General features: G+C 69.1%; 15 protein-coding genes. 10 read left to right on the top strand and 5 right to left on the bottom strand.

Annotated features, from left to right (window positions below; all coding sequences use genetic code 11):
• Positions 1–24: 24 nt before the first annotated feature.
• The 3 genes from panC to HV742_RS22930 are packed head-to-tail and all read right to left on the bottom strand — an operon-like array spanning position 25 to position 2018.
• Positions 25–879 carry a pantoate--beta-alanine ligase gene (gene panC, locus HV742_RS22940; protein ID WP_049071004.1) on the bottom strand — a complete coding sequence of 285 codons (855 nt, stop codon included), beginning with the start codon at positions 877–879 and terminating at the stop codon, positions 25–27.
• A gap of 43 nt (positions 880–922) precedes the next feature.
• A complete protein-coding gene (locus HV742_RS22935) occupies positions 923–1813 on the bottom strand; it encodes a segregation and condensation protein A (RefSeq protein ID WP_049071003.1) in 891 nt (296 codons plus the stop codon).
• A gap of 16 nt (positions 1814–1829) precedes the next feature.
• Entirely contained in the window at positions 1830–2018 is a 189-nt protein-coding gene (locus tag HV742_RS22930) for a DUF3460 family protein (RefSeq protein WP_006386935.1), read from the bottom strand.
• 98 nt (positions 2019–2116) lie between these two features.
• Between HV742_RS22930 and HV742_RS22925 the strand changes: the two genes are divergently transcribed.
• Positions 2117–3571 (top strand): DHA2 family efflux MFS transporter permease subunit, encoded by a 1455-nt coding sequence (locus HV742_RS22925; protein WP_049071001.1) that lies wholly within the window; start codon positions 2117–2119, stop codon positions 3569–3571.
• Positions 3558–5081, top strand: coding sequence for a glycerol kinase GlpK (gene glpK / locus HV742_RS22920; RefSeq protein WP_049071000.1), 1524 nt, complete (start codon positions 3558–3560; stop codon positions 5079–5081). The genes HV742_RS22925 and glpK overlap by 14 nt, the downstream gene beginning before the upstream one ends.
• A 107-nt stretch (positions 5082–5188) precedes the next feature.
• Here glpK and HV742_RS22915 read toward each other — a convergent pair whose 3' ends face one another.
• Both HV742_RS22915 and HV742_RS22910 read right to left on the bottom strand, forming a co-directional pair.
• Positions 5189–5746: a hypothetical protein gene (locus HV742_RS22915; protein WP_175146439.1), complete on the bottom strand. Its 558-nt coding sequence runs from the start codon at positions 5744–5746 to the stop codon at positions 5189–5191.
• Complete coding sequence (locus tag HV742_RS22910; protein ID WP_049070997.1) at positions 5746–6681, bottom strand: LysR family transcriptional regulator; 936 nt, start codon at positions 6679–6681, stop codon at positions 5746–5748. Before HV742_RS22910 ends, HV742_RS22915 begins: the two co-directional genes overlap by 1 nt.
• A 169-nt stretch (positions 6682–6850) precedes the next feature.
• On the opposite strand from HV742_RS22910, the gene gtdA reads away from it, so the two are divergent.
• From gtdA to HV742_RS22870, 8 genes are all read left to right on the top strand, one after another.
• Positions 6851–7903, top strand: a complete 1053-nt coding sequence (gtdA, locus tag HV742_RS22905) for a gentisate 1,2-dioxygenase (RefSeq protein WP_054419152.1) — start codon at positions 6851–6853, stop codon at positions 7901–7903.
• A 77-nt stretch (positions 7904–7980) separates the two neighbouring features.
• Positions 7981–8679 carry a fumarylacetoacetate hydrolase family protein gene (locus tag HV742_RS22900; RefSeq protein WP_100505435.1) on the top strand — a complete coding sequence of 233 codons (699 nt, stop codon included), beginning with the start codon at positions 7981–7983 and terminating at the stop codon, positions 8677–8679.
• Positions 8680–8691: 12 nt separating this feature from the next.
• Positions 8692–9330 (top strand): maleylacetoacetate isomerase, encoded by a 639-nt coding sequence (gene maiA, locus HV742_RS22895; RefSeq protein WP_068951362.1) that lies wholly within the window; start codon positions 8692–8694, stop codon positions 9328–9330.
• Positions 9327–9725 carry a chorismate mutase gene (locus HV742_RS22890; protein WP_175146438.1) on the top strand — a complete coding sequence of 133 codons (399 nt, stop codon included), beginning with the start codon at positions 9327–9329 and terminating at the stop codon, positions 9723–9725. The genes maiA and HV742_RS22890 overlap by 4 nt, the downstream gene beginning before the upstream one ends.
• On the top strand, positions 9718–10722 hold the full coding sequence (locus HV742_RS22885; RefSeq protein ID WP_054419149.1) for a Bug family tripartite tricarboxylate transporter substrate binding protein: 1005 nt from the start codon (positions 9718–9720) through the stop codon (positions 10720–10722). The genes HV742_RS22890 and HV742_RS22885 overlap by 8 nt, the downstream gene beginning before the upstream one ends.
• Before the next feature lie 86 nt (positions 10723–10808).
• Entirely contained in the window at positions 10809–12161 is a 1353-nt protein-coding gene (locus HV742_RS22880) for an FAD-dependent oxidoreductase (RefSeq protein WP_175146437.1), read from the top strand.
• A 19-nt stretch (positions 12162–12180) separates the two neighbouring features.
• Positions 12181–13401, top strand: a complete 1221-nt coding sequence (locus HV742_RS22875) for a 3-hydroxybenzoate 6-monooxygenase (RefSeq protein ID WP_175146436.1) — start codon at positions 12181–12183, stop codon at positions 13399–13401.
• 28 nt (positions 13402–13429) lie between these two features.
• Entirely contained in the window at positions 13430–14605 is a 1176-nt protein-coding gene (locus tag HV742_RS22870; protein ID WP_175146435.1) for an ABC transporter substrate-binding protein, read from the top strand.
• Positions 14606–14615: the final 10 nt, after the last annotated feature.

Raw genomic sequence — 14615 nt, 5'->3', positions numbered from 1 at the left:
ACGGGCCGGCGACGGCGCCTGGCATCAGGCCGTGTAGGACAGTTCCAGGTTGTCGATCAGGCGCGTCGCGCCCAGCTTGGCGGCGGCCAGCACCACCACGGGCTCGCCGGCCTGCAGGTCGGCGGCTTCCGGACGCTTCAGGTCGCGCTGGCGACGCAGGGCGATGTAGTCCACCTTCCAGCCACGATCGGTCAGGTGCTGGGTGGCCTCGCGCTCCAGCCCGGCGGCATCGCGCTCGCCGGCCGCCAGCCGCTGGCCGACGCCCCGCAGCGCGGCGTACAGGGCCGGCGCCTCGGCGCGCTCGGCCTCGCTCAGGTAGCGGTTGCGCGAGGACAGCGCCAGGCCGTCGTCGGCGCGCACGGTCTCGTGCGCCAGCACTTCCACCGGCAGCTGGAACTGGCGGCACATGTTGCGCACCACCATCAGCTGCTGGTAGTCCTTCTTGCCGAACACCGCCACCTTGGGCTGCACGCAGGAGAACAGCTTGAGCACCACGGTGCTGACGCCGGCGAAGAAGCCCGGTCGGAACTCGCCTTCGAGGATGTCGCCCAGGTCGTCCGGCGGCTGCACGCGGTAGTTCTGCGGTTCGGGGTACATCTCGCGCTCGTTGGGCGCGAACAGCACGTACACGTCGCGCTCGCGTTCGAGCTTCTCGATGTCGGCGGCCAGGGTGCGCGGGTATTGGTCGAAATCCTCGTTCGGCCCGAACTGCAGGCGGTTCACGAAGATGCTGGCGACCACCGGGTCGCCGTGCTGGCGCGCCAGCTTCATCAGCGCCAGGTGGCCCTCGTGCAGGTTGCCCATGGTGGGCACGAACGAGACGCGGTTCTGGCCGCGCAGGTGGTCGCGCAATTCCTGGATGGTGTGGACGACTTTCAAGGGGGATCTCCGGGATTGGGCGCACAGCCCGGGGGGAATCGGATCAGGCCGCGACCGCCGCGACGCTGGTGTAGGCCAGGCGCACGTAGATGGGCGCGTAAGGCTCGGCCTGCGTGATTTCCAGCAGCGATTCGCGCGCCAGTTCCAGCATGGCGATGAAGTGCACCACCACCACCGCGGCCGGCGCGCCCTCGCGCACCCGTTCCATGAACAGGTCGCCGAACTCCATGAAGCGCACGTCGTTCAGGCGCCGCAGGATGTGCGTCATGTGATCGCGCACCGACAGCTGTTCGCGGGTGATGTGATGGTGCTGGTTGAGCTTGGCCCGCTTCATGATGTCGGCCCACGCGGCGCGCAGGTCGTCGACGCTGACCTCGGGCAGCATGCGTTCGACGCTCAGGTCGGCGACCGCGTGGCTGCTGACGAAGTCGCGGCCCAGCTGCGGCATGGCGTCGAGCTTCTGCGCGGCCAGCTTCATCTGTTCGTATTCGAGCAGGCGGCGCACCAGCTCGGCGCGCGGATCCTCGGGCTCTTCGCCGGTGTCGGTCTTCTTGACCGGCAGCAGCATGCGCGACTTGATCTCGATGAGCATGGCCGCCATCAGCAGATACTCGGCGGCCAGCTCCAGATTGTGGATGCGGATCTGTTCCACATAGGACAGATACTGCCGCGTGACATCCGCCATGGGGATGTCCAGCACGTTGAAGTTCTGCTTGCGGATCAGGTACAGCAGCAGGTCCAGCGGTCCCTCGAAGGCTTCGAGGAACACCTCCAGCGCGTCCGGCGGGATATACAGATCCGTCGGCATCTGGAACAGCGGCTCGCCGTACAGGCGCGCGAACGCGACGCTGTCAACGGTGTCGGGCGTGCTGTCGACGGGGGGTTCCACTAGCGCGGCCAGGGCGTCGCCCGGGACGGAGGGGGTGTGGGCCATGGCTGCCGCAACGGTATCAGTCGGCCTGATACACGTACGGCTTTTGCGGCACGCGGGCGGCGCGGAAGCCTTCCAGCAGTTCCGCGTCCTGCGGCTTGTCCCACAGACGGGCGCGGCCCTCGCGCTGGCGCTCTTCGGTGCCAGGGTGCGACTGCTTGTAGTCTTTGAGGAACTTGGTGATCTCGGATTCGTAGTTGGTTGCCATGGCACCAATTTCAGTGGGTTTCGGATACCCGGAGTTTACTGCACGCGGGGCCGGGAGCCGGCGTTACAATCTTCCGGGTCCCACCGCCCCCCTCCGCCATGTCAGCCGAATCCGCAGCCGCAGCCAATCCCGCTCCTCCCTCGACCCCGGACGCGGTGCGCGCGGCGCGCATGATTCCCTTCATCGTCGGCTGTGCGCTGTTCATGCAGATGCTGGACGCCACGGTGGTCGCCACCGCCCTGCCGGCCATGGCGCGGGCACTGGGATCGACCCCGGTGCGGTTGAACGTGGCCATCACCTCCTACCTGCTGTCGGTGGCCGTGTTCGTGCCGGTCAGCGGCTGGGCCGCCGACCGCTACGGCGCGCGCCGCGTGTTCATCGCCGCCATCGGCCTGTTCACCCTCAGTTCCGTGGCCTGCGCCCTGTCGCAGGACCTGCCGCAGCTGGTCATCGCCCGGGTGGTGCAGGGCATGGCCGGGGCCATGATGGTGCCGGTGGGCCGCATCATCCTGCTGCGCACGGTGCCCAAGCAGGATCTGTTGAAAGCCATGTCGTTCCTGTCGATCCCGGCGCTGCTGGGGCCGGTGATCGGGCCGCCACTGGGCGGTTTCATGGTCACGTACATGTCGTGGCACTGGATCTTCCTGATCAATATCCCCATTGGCGTGCTCGGCATCGCGCTGGTGCTGCGCTACGTGGCCGAGATCAAGGAAGAATCGGCGCCGCGCCTGGACTGGCTGGGCTTCCTGCTCAGCGCGGTGTGCCTGGCCACGCTGGTCAGCGGCTTCGAGGCCATCGGCCGCGACGTCATGCCGCTGCCGATGCTGCTGGGCCTGATCGCGGTGGGCATCGTCTGCGGCCTGCTCTACGGCTGGCATGCGCGCCGCACCGAACACCCCATCATCGATCTGGCGCTGATGCGCATCCCGACCTTCGCCATCTCGACGCTGGGCGGCAACCTGTGCCGCTTCGCGGTCGGCGCCACGCCCTTCCTGCTGGCCATGCTGCTGCAGGTGGGCTTCGGCCTGTCGCCGTTCTCGGCCGGCCTGATCACCTTCGCCAGCGCCGCCGGCGCGCTGCTGATGAAATTCGTCGCCACGCCCATCGTCAGGCATTTCGGCTTTCGCCGGGTGCTGACCGTGAACGCGGTGCTGACCGGCGCCTTCATCGTGGTCTGCGCCACGTTCACCCCCACCACCCCGGTCTGGCTGATGATCGCCATCCTGCTGGTCGGCGGCTTCTTCCGCTCGCTGCAGTTCACCGGCGTAAATACGCTAACCTATGCCGACATTCCCCCGGCCAAGATGAGCCGCGCCAGCAGTTTCGCCGCCATGGCGCAGCAGCTCGGCATCAGCCTGGGCGTGGGCGTGGCCGCGGTGACCCTGAACATCAGCATGACCCTGCGCGGGGCGGAAAGCCTGGTGGTGGGCGACGTGATCGTCGGCTTCATCGTCATCGGCCTGCTGTGCGCGGCTTCGGTCTTTTCCTTTAGACGCCTCGACCCGCTGGCCGGGGCACACCTGAACGGCGCCAAGAACAGTGACGACGAATGAATTTGTCCTAGCCCTGGACCAGGGCACCACCAGCTCCCGCGCCATCGTGTTCGATCGCGATGGCGTGGTGCGCGGCATCGGCCAACGTGAATTCCGCCAGCACTATCCGCGGCCGGGCTGGGTCGAACATGACCCCGGCGAGATCTGGCACAGCCAGCTGGACGTGGCGCGCGAGGCCCTGCGCAACGCCGCCGCCAGCGCCGCCGACGTGGCCGCCATCGGCATCACCAACCAGCGCGAAACCACCCTGATCTGGGACCGCGCCAGCGGCCGCCCCCTGGCCCGCGCCATCGTCTGGCAGGACCGCCGCACCGCGCCGATGTGCGACCAGTTGCGCCAGGACGGCCACGCCGACTTCCTGCAATCGCGCACCGGGCTGGTGCTGGACGCCTATTTCTCGGGCACCAAGCTGGCCTGGCTGCTGGATCACGTGCCCGGCGCGCGCCAGAAGGCCGAGCGCGGCGAACTGGCCTTCGGCACCGTCGACACCTGGCTGATCTGGCAGCTGACCGGCGGCGCGGTGCACAGCACCGACCCCAGCAACGCCTCGCGCACCATGCTGTTCGACCTGCACACGCAGGACTGGAACGACGAGATCCTGGCGTTGCTCAACATTCCGCGCAGCGTGCTGCCCTCCATCGCGCCCAGCAGCGCGGTGGTGGGCGAGTCCCTGCCCGAATGGCTGGGCGGCTCGATTCCCATCGCCGGCGTGGCCGGCGACCAGCAGGCCGCCACCTTCGGCCAGGCCTGCTTCAAGCCGGGCATGGCCAAGAACACCTACGGCACCGGCTGCTTCATGCTGATGAACGTGGGCGACAAGCCGGTGCAGTCGCACAACCACCTGCTGTCGACCGTCGGCTGGGGCCTGCCGGCGCAAGGCCAGCCAGGCTGGCGTCCGGCCTACATGCTGGAAGGCGGCGTGTTCGTCGCCGGCGCCGCGGTGCAATGGCTGCGCGACGGCCTGGGCATCATCCAGCGTTCCGAGGAAATCGAATCGCTGGCCGCCAGCGTGGCCGACACCGATGACGTCTTCATGGTGCCGGCCTTCGCCGGCCTGGGCGCGCCGCACTGGGACCCCTACGCCCGCGGCACCCTGGTGGGCCTGACGCGCGGCACCACCCGCGCCCACATCGCCCGCGCCACGCTCGAATCCATCGCCCTGCAGAGCGCCGAACTGCTGACCTGCATGAACGGCGACAGCGGTATCGCGCTGACCGAGCTGCGGGTGGACGGCGGCGCCGCCCGCAACGACCTGCTGATGCAGATGCAGGCCGACCTGCTGGGCGTGCCAGTGGTGCGCCCGCGGGTGCCCGAATCGACCGCGCTGGGCGCGGCCGGCCTTGCCGGCCTGGCGGTCGGCTTCTGGTCGGATCAGGACGAATTCGCCTCCAAGTGGCAGGCCGAACGCACCTTCGAACCGTCCTGGCCGGACTCGGTGCGCGAGGCCCGCATGCGGCGCTGGCGCCAGGCGGTGGAACTGTCCAAGGGCTGGTCCAACACCGCGAAGTGAACGGAGGCCGCCCGGCGCGCCGCTGACACGCGCCGGCTGCGTGCGCGCGGATCGCCGCGAGGCATCGGCGCTCCCCCGCCGCCCATCACGCGCACGCAGCCGGCCGCTTACGGCCGCCGCGCCTGCGCCTGCATCACTCGCAACGCCACGCGATAGCCGGCAAACACATAGAACGCATTGCTGTTCATCAGCAGCCACGCGCCGGCGCCGCCCAGCAGCGCGACCACCGGGCCGACCGCGCGCATGTCGCCCTGCGACCAGGCGATCAGGCCCAGCACGCCGGCAGTGGCCAACGCCAGCGCGGTGCGCTTGAGCAGCACCAGCCCCAGGCTGTAGCCGCCCATGAAGGCCACCACGCCGATCGCCAGCGCCAGGGCCGTGACGGCGCAGGCCAGCACCAGCGCGAAGGCCGCCAGCGCCGGGCCGGCCGGGCGCAGCAACAGGCTCAGCAGGCCGATGCCGACACCGATGCCGCCGACCATGGTCAGCACCGCCAGCGCCAGCGGCGACCACAGCCCCGGCGGCGCGGCGCGCGCATCCATCTCGGCGACGAAACGGTGCATGGCCGCGGACGCGTCCGGCGCGCCCGACTCGTCGCGCAGCGCCGCCTCCAGGCGGCGGCATTGCGCGATCAGCGCATTCAGGCCGGGGCCGGACGGCGCCATCACAGCCTCGTCACGCCCGGGGCGTGTTCGGCGACCGTGTTGCGCAGCGCGGCCATCGCCTCCTGCACGGCGGTCGGCCGGAACGCATCCTCGCGCCAGTACATGGCCACCGAGCCGAAGCCCGACAGCCGCATCGGAATGATGCGCATCGCCTTCATCTGCGTGAAGCGCAGCGCGGCGCGGTGCGAAGCCACGCCGATCATGTCGCTGTTGTTGATCAGCGTGAGGTTGATGGTGACCGAATTGGATTCGATATGGTCGGCCGGCGGCGCCTGGCCGGCCGCGGCCAGCGCGGCGTCGACCGCGTTGCGGATCGGCGTGCCCTTGGGCCACAGGATCCAGCGGTATGACAGCAACTCCGGCCAGCCCGGCTGCTCCCGCGCGAACAGCGGATGGCGCGGCCGCGCCACCAGGTGGATCGGCTCCAGGTACAGGGCCTCGAAGCGGATGGCCGGATCGTGATGCTCGGGCGCCGAGCGGCCCACCACGATGTCCAGGTCGCCCTGCGCCAGTTGCGCCAGCAGGCGGTCGGTGGTGCCTTCCACCAGTTTCACGCGGGCCTGCGGCATGCGTTCGAGCAGCTTCATCACCGCCAGCGGCACGGTATCCGACGCCGAGGCGCCGGACGCGCCGATCACCACCCGCCCGCCGCCCCCTTCGCGCAAGGCGGCCATGTCGGCGCTGGCGCGGTCCAGCTGCGCCTCGACCCGCTGCGCGTGCGCGATCAGCACGTCGCCGTGCGGCGTCGGCCGCAGGCCGCGCGCATGGCGCTCGAACAGCGGCAGGCCGATGTCGTCTTCCAGATCCTTCAGCCATTTCGACAAGCCCGGCTGGGTCGTGTTGAGCATGGCGGCCGAGTGGCTGATGTTGCGGGTCTGGGCCAGGCTGAGCAGCATTTTCAGATTGCGCAGGCGCAACCGGTGAGTCCAGTCCATGGAGCCCTCTTTTGTCTCTTATCCATATTGTTATTGGTATGGATAATAAGATAATTTCATTTCAAAACACATAGCTCGTTCCGCATAATCGTCTCCATATCAGGCCCCGCCGCGCCCGCCGCGACGGGCCCACAGAAGCCGGCCCCGACGCCGGCCCCAGGAGACAAACATGCCCGACGGTCACCCTCCCGGCGCGGATCGCGCCGCCTATTACGCCCGCATCGCCCAGAAGCACATGGCCCCCCTGTGGGAGTCGCTGCACAACCTGGTGCCGCGCCAACCCGCGCCGCGCTGCGTGCCCGCCATCTGGAAATACGACGAGGTGCGCGACGACGTGCTGGCCTCCGGCTCGCTCATCAGCGCCGAGGAAGCCGTGCGGCGCGTGCTGATCCTGGAGAACCCGGGCCTGCCCGGCCAGGCCAGCATCACGCAGAGCCTGTACGCCGGCCTGCAACTGATCCTGCCGGGCGAGATCGCGCCCAGCCACCGCCACACCCAGTCCGCCCTGCGCTTCATCGTCGAGGGCCGCGGCGCCTACACCGCCGTCAACGGCGAGCGCACCACCATGCATCCGGGCGACTTCATCATCACGCCGTCCTGGACCTGGCACGACCACGGCAACGCCGAGACCGTCGACGGCGGCGAACCGGTGGTCTGGCTGGATGGCCTGGACATCCCGCTGCTGCGCTTCCTGGACGCCGGCTTCGCCGAGAACTATCCGTCCGCCACCCAGCCGGTCACGCGCCCGGAAGGCGACAGCATGGCGCGCTACGGCCACAACATGGCGCCGGTGCGGCATCGCGCCACCAGCGGCACCTCGCCGATCTTCAACTATCCCTACGAGCGCAGCCGCGAGGCGCTGGACGCGCTCTACCGCCACGGCGAACTCGACCCCTGGGACGGCGTCAAGCTGCGCTACCTGAACCCGGCCACGGGCGGCTACCCCATGCCCACCATGGCCACCTTCATGCAGCTGCTGCCGGCCGGCTTCCAGGGCAAGCCCTATCGCAGCACCGACTCCACCGTCTACAGCGTGGTGGAAGGCCGCGGCATTGCTCGCATCGGCGACGCCGAATTCCATTTCGGCCCGCGCGACGTGTTCGTGGCGCCGTCGTGGCAGCCGGTGCAGCTGGCGGCGCTGGAAGACGCCACCCTGTTCAGCTATTCCGACCGCCCGGTGCAGGACGCGCTGGGCCTGTGGCGCGAAGAACGCACCGCCTGAAGGCGGCTCCCTCCCATCATTTCCATTCCGGCCAGGGCCCGCGCGGGCCCCGGCGCCGCATTCCAGAAAGGTGACCCATGTCTTTTGTGTTTGATCCCGCCGCCCCCGTTGCCGTGCCCGTCGCCGGCAGCCAGGACAGCTTCCCGGTGCGCCGCGTCTATTGCGTCGGCCGCAACTACGCCGCCCACGCCCGCGAAATGGGCTTCGATCCCGACCGCGAACCGCCCTTCTTCTTCTGCAAGCCGGCCGACGCCGTGGTGCCCGTGGCCGAGGGCAGCACGCTGTCGCTGCCCTACCCGCCCGAGACCGCCAACCTGCACTACGAGATCGAGCTGGTCGCGGCCATCGGCAAGGGCGGCGCCAACATCGCGGTCGAATCCGCGCTGGAACACGTGTGGGGCTACGCCGTCGGCCTGGACATGACGCGCCGCGACCTGCAGATGAAGATGCGCGAGGCCGGCCGCCCCTGGGAACTGGGCAAGGCCTTCGACCAGAGCGCGCCGATCGGTCCACTGGTGCCCGCCGCACAGGCCCGCGACATCGACCGGGCCGGCATCTGGCTGCAGGTCAACGGCGCCGACAAGCAACGCAGCGACATCGGCAAGCTGATCTGGTCCGTTGCCGAAACCATCGCCTATCTGTCCCGGTACTTCCGCCTCGAAGCGGGCGACCTGATCTATACCGGCACGCCGGAAGGCGTGGGCCCGGTGGTGCGCGGCGACACGATGGTCGGCGGCGTCGACGGCCTGGGCACGCTGAGCGTGCGGATCGCCTGAGGAAGCCCGCCCATGCAACTGCACAGCTTCTTCAACAGCTCCACCTCGTACCGCGTGCGCATCGCGCTGGCGCTCAAGGGCCTGCCGTTCGACGTCGTGCCGGTGAACCTGCGCAAGCAGGAACAGCGCGCCGCCGATTACGTCGCGCGGAATCCGTCGGCCGGCGTGCCGCTGCTGACCGACGGCGATTTCCAGCTGTCGCAATCGCTCGCCATCATCGACTACCTGGACGCCACCCACCCCGAGCCGCGCCTGATCCCGGCCGCGCCGCGCGAACGCGCCCGCGTGCTGGAGCTTTCCAACGCCATCGCCTGCGACATCCATCCGGTCAACAACATGCGCATCCTGCGCTACCTGCAGGAAGAGCTGGGCGCCACCGACGCGCAGAAGAATGCCTGGTATCACCACTGGATCCGCGAAGGCCTGACCGCGGTCGAGACGCTGCTGGCGCGCCATGGCGGCGGCGCCTATTGCTTCGGCGACGCGCCGACGCTGGCGGACTGCTGCGTCGTGCCGCAGGTCGCCAACGCCCAGCGCATGGGCTGCGACCTGTCGGCCTACCCGCGCCTTGTGGGCGTCTACGAACATTGCCTCGCGCAACCCGCCTTCCAGCAGGCCGCGCCCGCCAACCAACCGGACTACATCAAGTGACCTCGCAAGTTTCCCCGGGCCAGGAGCCCGACACCCAGGGCGCGCCGCTGCGTGAGTACACCGACCCGGACTACCGCCCGCTGTGCGCCAACCTGGCCGAGGTGCGCGCCAACATCGACCGCCTGGACGACGAAATCGTGCGCCTGATGGCCGAGCGCGCCATGTACGTCAAGGACGCCGCGCGCTTCAAGCGCGACGCCTTCCAGGTCAGCGCGCCGGCGCGCCAGGCCGAGGTGTTCGAAAAAGTGCGGCGCCTGGCCGAGCGCCACAACCAGGGCTTCGAGAACCTGGACCAGGTGGTGGACGCAGCCTACCGCGCCATGGTGGCGGCCTTCATCGCCAATGAGCAGACCTATTTCAACAATATGAAGATCGCGGGAGACAAGCATGCATAAGCCCTCAACCCTGGCGCGGGCGCGCGCTTTGACGGCGCGCGCGCTGGCGCTGGGACTGGTGGCCCTGGCGCCGCTGGGCGCGGCGCAGGCCGCCGACGCCTGGCCGTCGCAGCCGCTCAAGGCGCTGGTGCCGTTCGGTCCGGGCTCCAGCCCCGACCAGGTGGCGCGCATCGTCGGCGAGAAAGCCGGCGCCATCCTCGGCCAGACCGTGGTGGTGGAGAACAAACCGGGCGCCAGCGGCAACATCGGCACCTTCGCCATCGCCAACGCCAAGCCCGACGGCTACACCTTCGGCGTCTCGATCACCGGCCCGCTGGTGAACAACACGCTGCTGTTCGACAAGCTGCCCTACGCGCCCGCCACCGACCTGGCGCCGCTGACGCTGGCGGTGCACCAACCCAACGTGCTGGTGGTGCCGGCCAACTCCGGCATCGACAACGTCGGCCAATTGCTGGAAGCGCTCAAGAAGAACCCGGACAAGTACAACTTCCCCTCGCCGGGCGCCGGCACCGTCTCGCACCTGGCGGTGGAACTGTTGCTGCAGCGGATCGGCGCGCGCGCCACGCACGTGCCGTATCCGTCGTCGCCGGCCGCGCTGACTTCGCTGCTGTCGGGCGACACGCAGTTCGCCGCGCTGCCGCCGATCGCGGTCATGAGCATGGTCAAGGACGGCCGCCTGAAGGCGCTGGCCGTGACCTCGTCCAAGCGTTCCACCCTGCTGCCCGAGATCCCCACGCTGGCCGAAGTCGGCGTGCCCGGCATCGAGGGCTCGGCCTGGATCGGTTTCGTGATTTCGTCCAAGGTGCCCGCCGACATCCAGAAGAAGCTGTCGGACGCGCTGATCCAGGCGATCCGCGACCCCGAGGTGGTCAAGCGCCTGCAGGCGCAGTTCATGGATCCGGTGGGCAGCACACCGGCCGAGTTCCGCGCCTACATGGACGATGAGCTCAAGCGCTGGGAACCGCTCATCACCAAGCTCGGCATCAAGGGCCAATAAGCAGGCCTGTGAACGGGCGGCCTCGCCGCCCGGCATTTCGCATTTCGCAACACCAGACAGTCAAGCAGGACAGCAAGGAGACAAGCATGACCCTCACCGAACCCGCCCGCCAGGTGCCGCTCTACGGCGAATACGACGTCGTCGTGCTGGGCGGCGGCCCCGCCGGCATCCTGGCGGCCGCCAGCGCCGCCCGCAACGGCGCCAGCGTGCTGCTGGTGGAACGCTATGGCTTTCTCGGCGGCATGGGCACGGCGGCGGGCGTCTCCAACTTTTGCGGCCTGCACGCCAACGTGCGCGGCGCCATCCGCCAGGTGGTGCACGGCATGACGGACGAGCTGCTGGACCGCATGCGCGCGCTGGACGGCCTGAACGACCCGCACCTGATCCTGGGCAAGATCCACGCCCAGGCCTATGACATCTCGGCCTTCAAGTGCGCGGCCGACGGCATCGTGCAGAACAGCGGCGCACAGATCCTGTTCCACGCATTGGCCACCGGCCTGGCGCGCGACGCCGCCGGCAATGTCGACGCGCTGTTCCTGGAGACCAAGTCCGGCCGCTGCGCGGTGCGCGGCAAAGTCTTCATCGACTGCTCCGGCGACGCCGACATCGCGCAATGGGGCGGCCTGCCGTTCGAAAAGGGCGACGCGCACGGCCACCTGCTCTACCCCACGCTGATGTTCAAGGTCGGCAACGTCGACGGCGCCCGCGCCCAGGAGGCGTGGAAGACCATCCCGCAGTTGATGGACCAGGCCGCCGCCAGCGGGGAATTCACCTTCCCGCGACGCGGCGCCATCGTGCGGCCGCAAAAGCATGACTACGAGTGGCGCGTCAACGTGACCCAGCTGGCCAACGCCGATGGCAGCGCGGCCGACGGCACCGACGCCGCCTCGCTCTCGGCCGGCGAGCTGGAAGGCCGCCGCCAGATCACCGAATACCTGAAGTTCCTGCGCGCCAAGGTGCCGGGCTTCGAGAACGCCTATGTGCTCGACATCGCGCCGCAGCTCGGCATCCGCGAAACCCGCCGCATCGTCGGCGAGGCCATGCTGACCAAGGAGGACGTGCTGGGCTGCGCCGACTTCGAGGACAGCATCGGCGTGAACGGCTGGCCGCTGGAAATGCACACCGCCGGCGACGTGCAATGGCTGTGGCCGCCGATTCCCGAATCGCGCGGCTACAACCAGCTGCCGTTCCGCATGATGGTGCCGCGCCGCGGCCCCGGCGTGGCCGGCAACGTGCTGGTGGCCGGCCGCTGCGCCTCGATGACGCACGAAGGCCAGTCGGCCGCCCGCGTCAGCGGCAGCTGCTTTGTCATGGGCGAGGCCGCCGGCACCGCGGCCGCCATGGCGCTGCGCGGCGGCCACGCGCCCGCCGACGTGCCGGTGACGGCGCTGCAGGCGCAGCTGCAACGGCAAGGCGCCTTCCTCGGCCGCCAAGAATGAACACGCAAGGAACCTGGCAATGAATGCAACCCCCGCAAAGAACCCGCCCCAATCCGTCATCGTCGTGGGCGGCGGCATCGGCGGCCTGGCCGCGGCGCTGGCGCTGACACGCCAGGGCATCGCCGTGCAGTTGCTGGAACAGGCCGCGCACATCGGCGAGATCGGCGCCGGCATCCAGCTCGGCCCCAACGCCTTCGCCGCGCTCGACGCGCTGGGCGTGGGCGCCACGGCGCGCCAGCGCGCGGTGTTCACCGACCACATCATCATGATGGACGCGGTCGACGCGCGCGAAGTGGTGCGCATCGACACCGGCGAGGCCTTCCGCGAACGCTTCGGCGGCCCCTACGCCGTGATCCACCGCGCCGACATCCACCTTTCCATCCTGGAAGCGGTGCAGCAGAACCCGCTGATCCGCTTTCGCACCTCGACGCAGATCGCCAGCGTCGCGCAGGACGGCAAGCGCGTGGAAGTCACGGATACCGAAGGCAACCGCTACCAGGCCGACGCGGTGGTGGGCGCCGACGGCGTCAAGTCCGTGATCCGCGAACACCTGATCGGCGATCCGCCGCGCGTGACCGGCCACGTGGTCTACCGCGCCGTGGTCGAGCGCGACAACATGCCCGAGGAACTGCGCATCAACGCGCCGGTGCTGTGGGCCGGCCCGCACTGCCACCTGGTGCACTACCCGCTGCGCGGCGGCCAGCAGTACAACCTGGTGGTGACCTTCCACAGTCGCGAGCAGGAACAATGGGGCGTACGCGAAGGCAGCAAGGAGGAAGTGCTGTCGTATTTCCAGGGCATTCACCCGCGCCCGCACCAGATGCTGGACCGCCCCACGTCGTGGAAGCGCTGGGCCACCGCCGACCGCGAGCCGGTCGAACAGTGGGGCCAGGGCCGAATGACGATCCTGGGCGACGCCGCCCACCCCATGACCCAATACATGGCCCAGGGCGCCTGCATGGCGCTGGAAGACGCGGTGACCTTGGGCGAGGCCGTCAAGCGTTGCGACCACGATCTGGAGGCCGCCTTCCGGCTGTACGAATCGGTGCGCATTCCGCGCAGCGCGCGCGTGGTCTGGTCGACCCGCGAGATGGGCAGGCTCTATCACGCGCGCGGTGTCGAACGCACCGTGCGCAACATGCTGTGGACCGGCCGCGGCCAGTCGCAGTTCTACGACGCGTTGCAGTGGCTCTACGGCTGGAAGGTGGAGAACTGTCTCGCGGGACCCATCCAGCCATAAAAAAAAGCAGGCACAGGAGGAGACAACCATGACGACACGCATCACCCGCGGCGGCGCCGCGCTGCTGCTGGCACTGGCCGCCGGCGGCATCCAGGCCCAGCAGAAACCCGTGGACATCGGCTTCATCGGCACGCTGTCCACGCCGGCCGGCTACATCGGCGAGGACGAGCGCGACGCCTTCATGCTGGCGGTCAAGGAAGGCGGCGGCAAGCTCGGCGGCGTGCCGGTCAACGTGCGCGTGGAGGACGACGCGCTCAAGCCGGCCAACGCCAAGCAGATCGCCGACAAGATGGTGCAGGGCGGCGTGCGCCTGTTCACCGGCGTGAACTTCTCCAACGTCATGGCGGCGGTCGGGCCGACGGTGCTCAACGCCGGCGGCTTTTACGTCAGCCTGAACGCCGGTCCCTCCAACTACGCCGGCAAGGCCTGCAACCCCAACTACTTCGCCGTCGCCTTCCAGAACGACTCGTACGCCGACACCGCCGGCATCGCCGCCAACGAGCTGGGCGCCAAGCGCGTCGTCGTCATGGCGCCGAACTACCAGGCCGGGCGCGACGCCGTCGCCGGCTTCAAGCGCACCTACAAGGGCGAGATCGCCGAGGAGATCTACACCAAGCTCGAACAGGCCGACTTCTCGGTCGAGCTGGCGCGCATCCGCTCGCTCAACCCGGACGCCATCTTCCAGTTCCACCCGGGCGGCGCCGGCATCAACCTGACCAAGCAATACGCCAACTCCGGCCTGGCCGACAAGATCAAGATGATCACGCCCATCTACTCGATGGACGAACGCATGCTGGCCGCCACCGGCACCGCCGGCAAGGGCTTCTACCTGAGTTCGCTGTGGAGCGCGGACCTGGACAACCCGCAGAACAGGCACTTCGTCGAGGCCTTCACCAAGGCCTACAACCGCGCGCCCACCGCCTATGCGGCGCAGGCCTACGACACCGCCAACCTGATCGCCTCGGGCCTGAAGGCCGTGGACGGCGACATCACCGGCAAGGCCGACGCGTTCCGCGACGCGCTGCGGCGCGCCGACTTCCCCAGCGTGCGCGGCAAGTTCAAGTTCGGCCCCAACCAGCATCCGGTGCAGGACTGGTATCTGCTGCACATCGAGGCCGGCGCGGACGGCAAGCTGGTCTACAGGAACCTGAAGGTCATCGCCCGCGACCACACCGATGTGCACGCGGCCGACTGCAAGATGTAGCCGCCGAGGA

It is taken from the genome of Achromobacter ruhlandii (genome assembly GCF_902859695.1).
Lineage (GTDB): Bacteria > Pseudomonadota > Gammaproteobacteria > Burkholderiales > Burkholderiaceae_B > Achromobacter > Achromobacter ruhlandii.
The sequence above is the reverse complement of the archived record's forward strand: the minus strand, read 5'-3'. Positions and strand labels throughout refer to the sequence as shown.

Coding starts and splice junctions, on each gene's coding strand:
- HV742_RS22935 (WP_049071003.1), bottom strand. CDS start 1,813: ATGGCCCACACCCCCTCCGTCCCGGGCGACGCCCTGGCCGCGCTAGTG.
- HV742_RS22930 (WP_006386935.1), bottom strand. CDS start 2,018: ATGGCAACCAACTACGAATCCGAGATCACCAAGTTCCTCAAAGACTAC.
- HV742_RS22925 (WP_049071001.1), top strand. CDS start 2,117: ATGTCAGCCGAATCCGCAGCCGCAGCCAATCCCGCTCCTCCCTCGACC.
- HV742_RS22915 (WP_175146439.1), bottom strand. CDS start 5,746: ATGGCGCCGTCCGGCCCCGGCCTGAATGCGCTGATCGCGCAATGCCGC.
- HV742_RS22910 (WP_049070997.1), bottom strand. CDS start 6,681: ATGGACTGGACTCACCGGTTGCGCCTGCGCAATCTGAAAATGCTGCTC.
- gtdA (WP_054419152.1), top strand. CDS start 6,851: ATGCCCGACGGTCACCCTCCCGGCGCGGATCGCGCCGCCTATTACGCC.
- HV742_RS22900 (WP_100505435.1), top strand. CDS start 7,981: ATGTCTTTTGTGTTTGATCCCGCCGCCCCCGTTGCCGTGCCCGTCGCC.
- maiA (WP_068951362.1), top strand. CDS start 8,692: ATGCAACTGCACAGCTTCTTCAACAGCTCCACCTCGTACCGCGTGCGC.
- HV742_RS22885 (WP_054419149.1), top strand. CDS start 9,718: ATGCATAAGCCCTCAACCCTGGCGCGGGCGCGCGCTTTGACGGCGCGC.
- HV742_RS22880 (WP_175146437.1), top strand. CDS start 10,809: ATGACCCTCACCGAACCCGCCCGCCAGGTGCCGCTCTACGGCGAATAC.
- HV742_RS22875 (WP_175146436.1), top strand. CDS start 12,181: ATGAATGCAACCCCCGCAAAGAACCCGCCCCAATCCGTCATCGTCGTG.
- HV742_RS22870 (WP_175146435.1), top strand. CDS start 13,430: ATGACGACACGCATCACCCGCGGCGGCGCCGCGCTGCTGCTGGCACTG.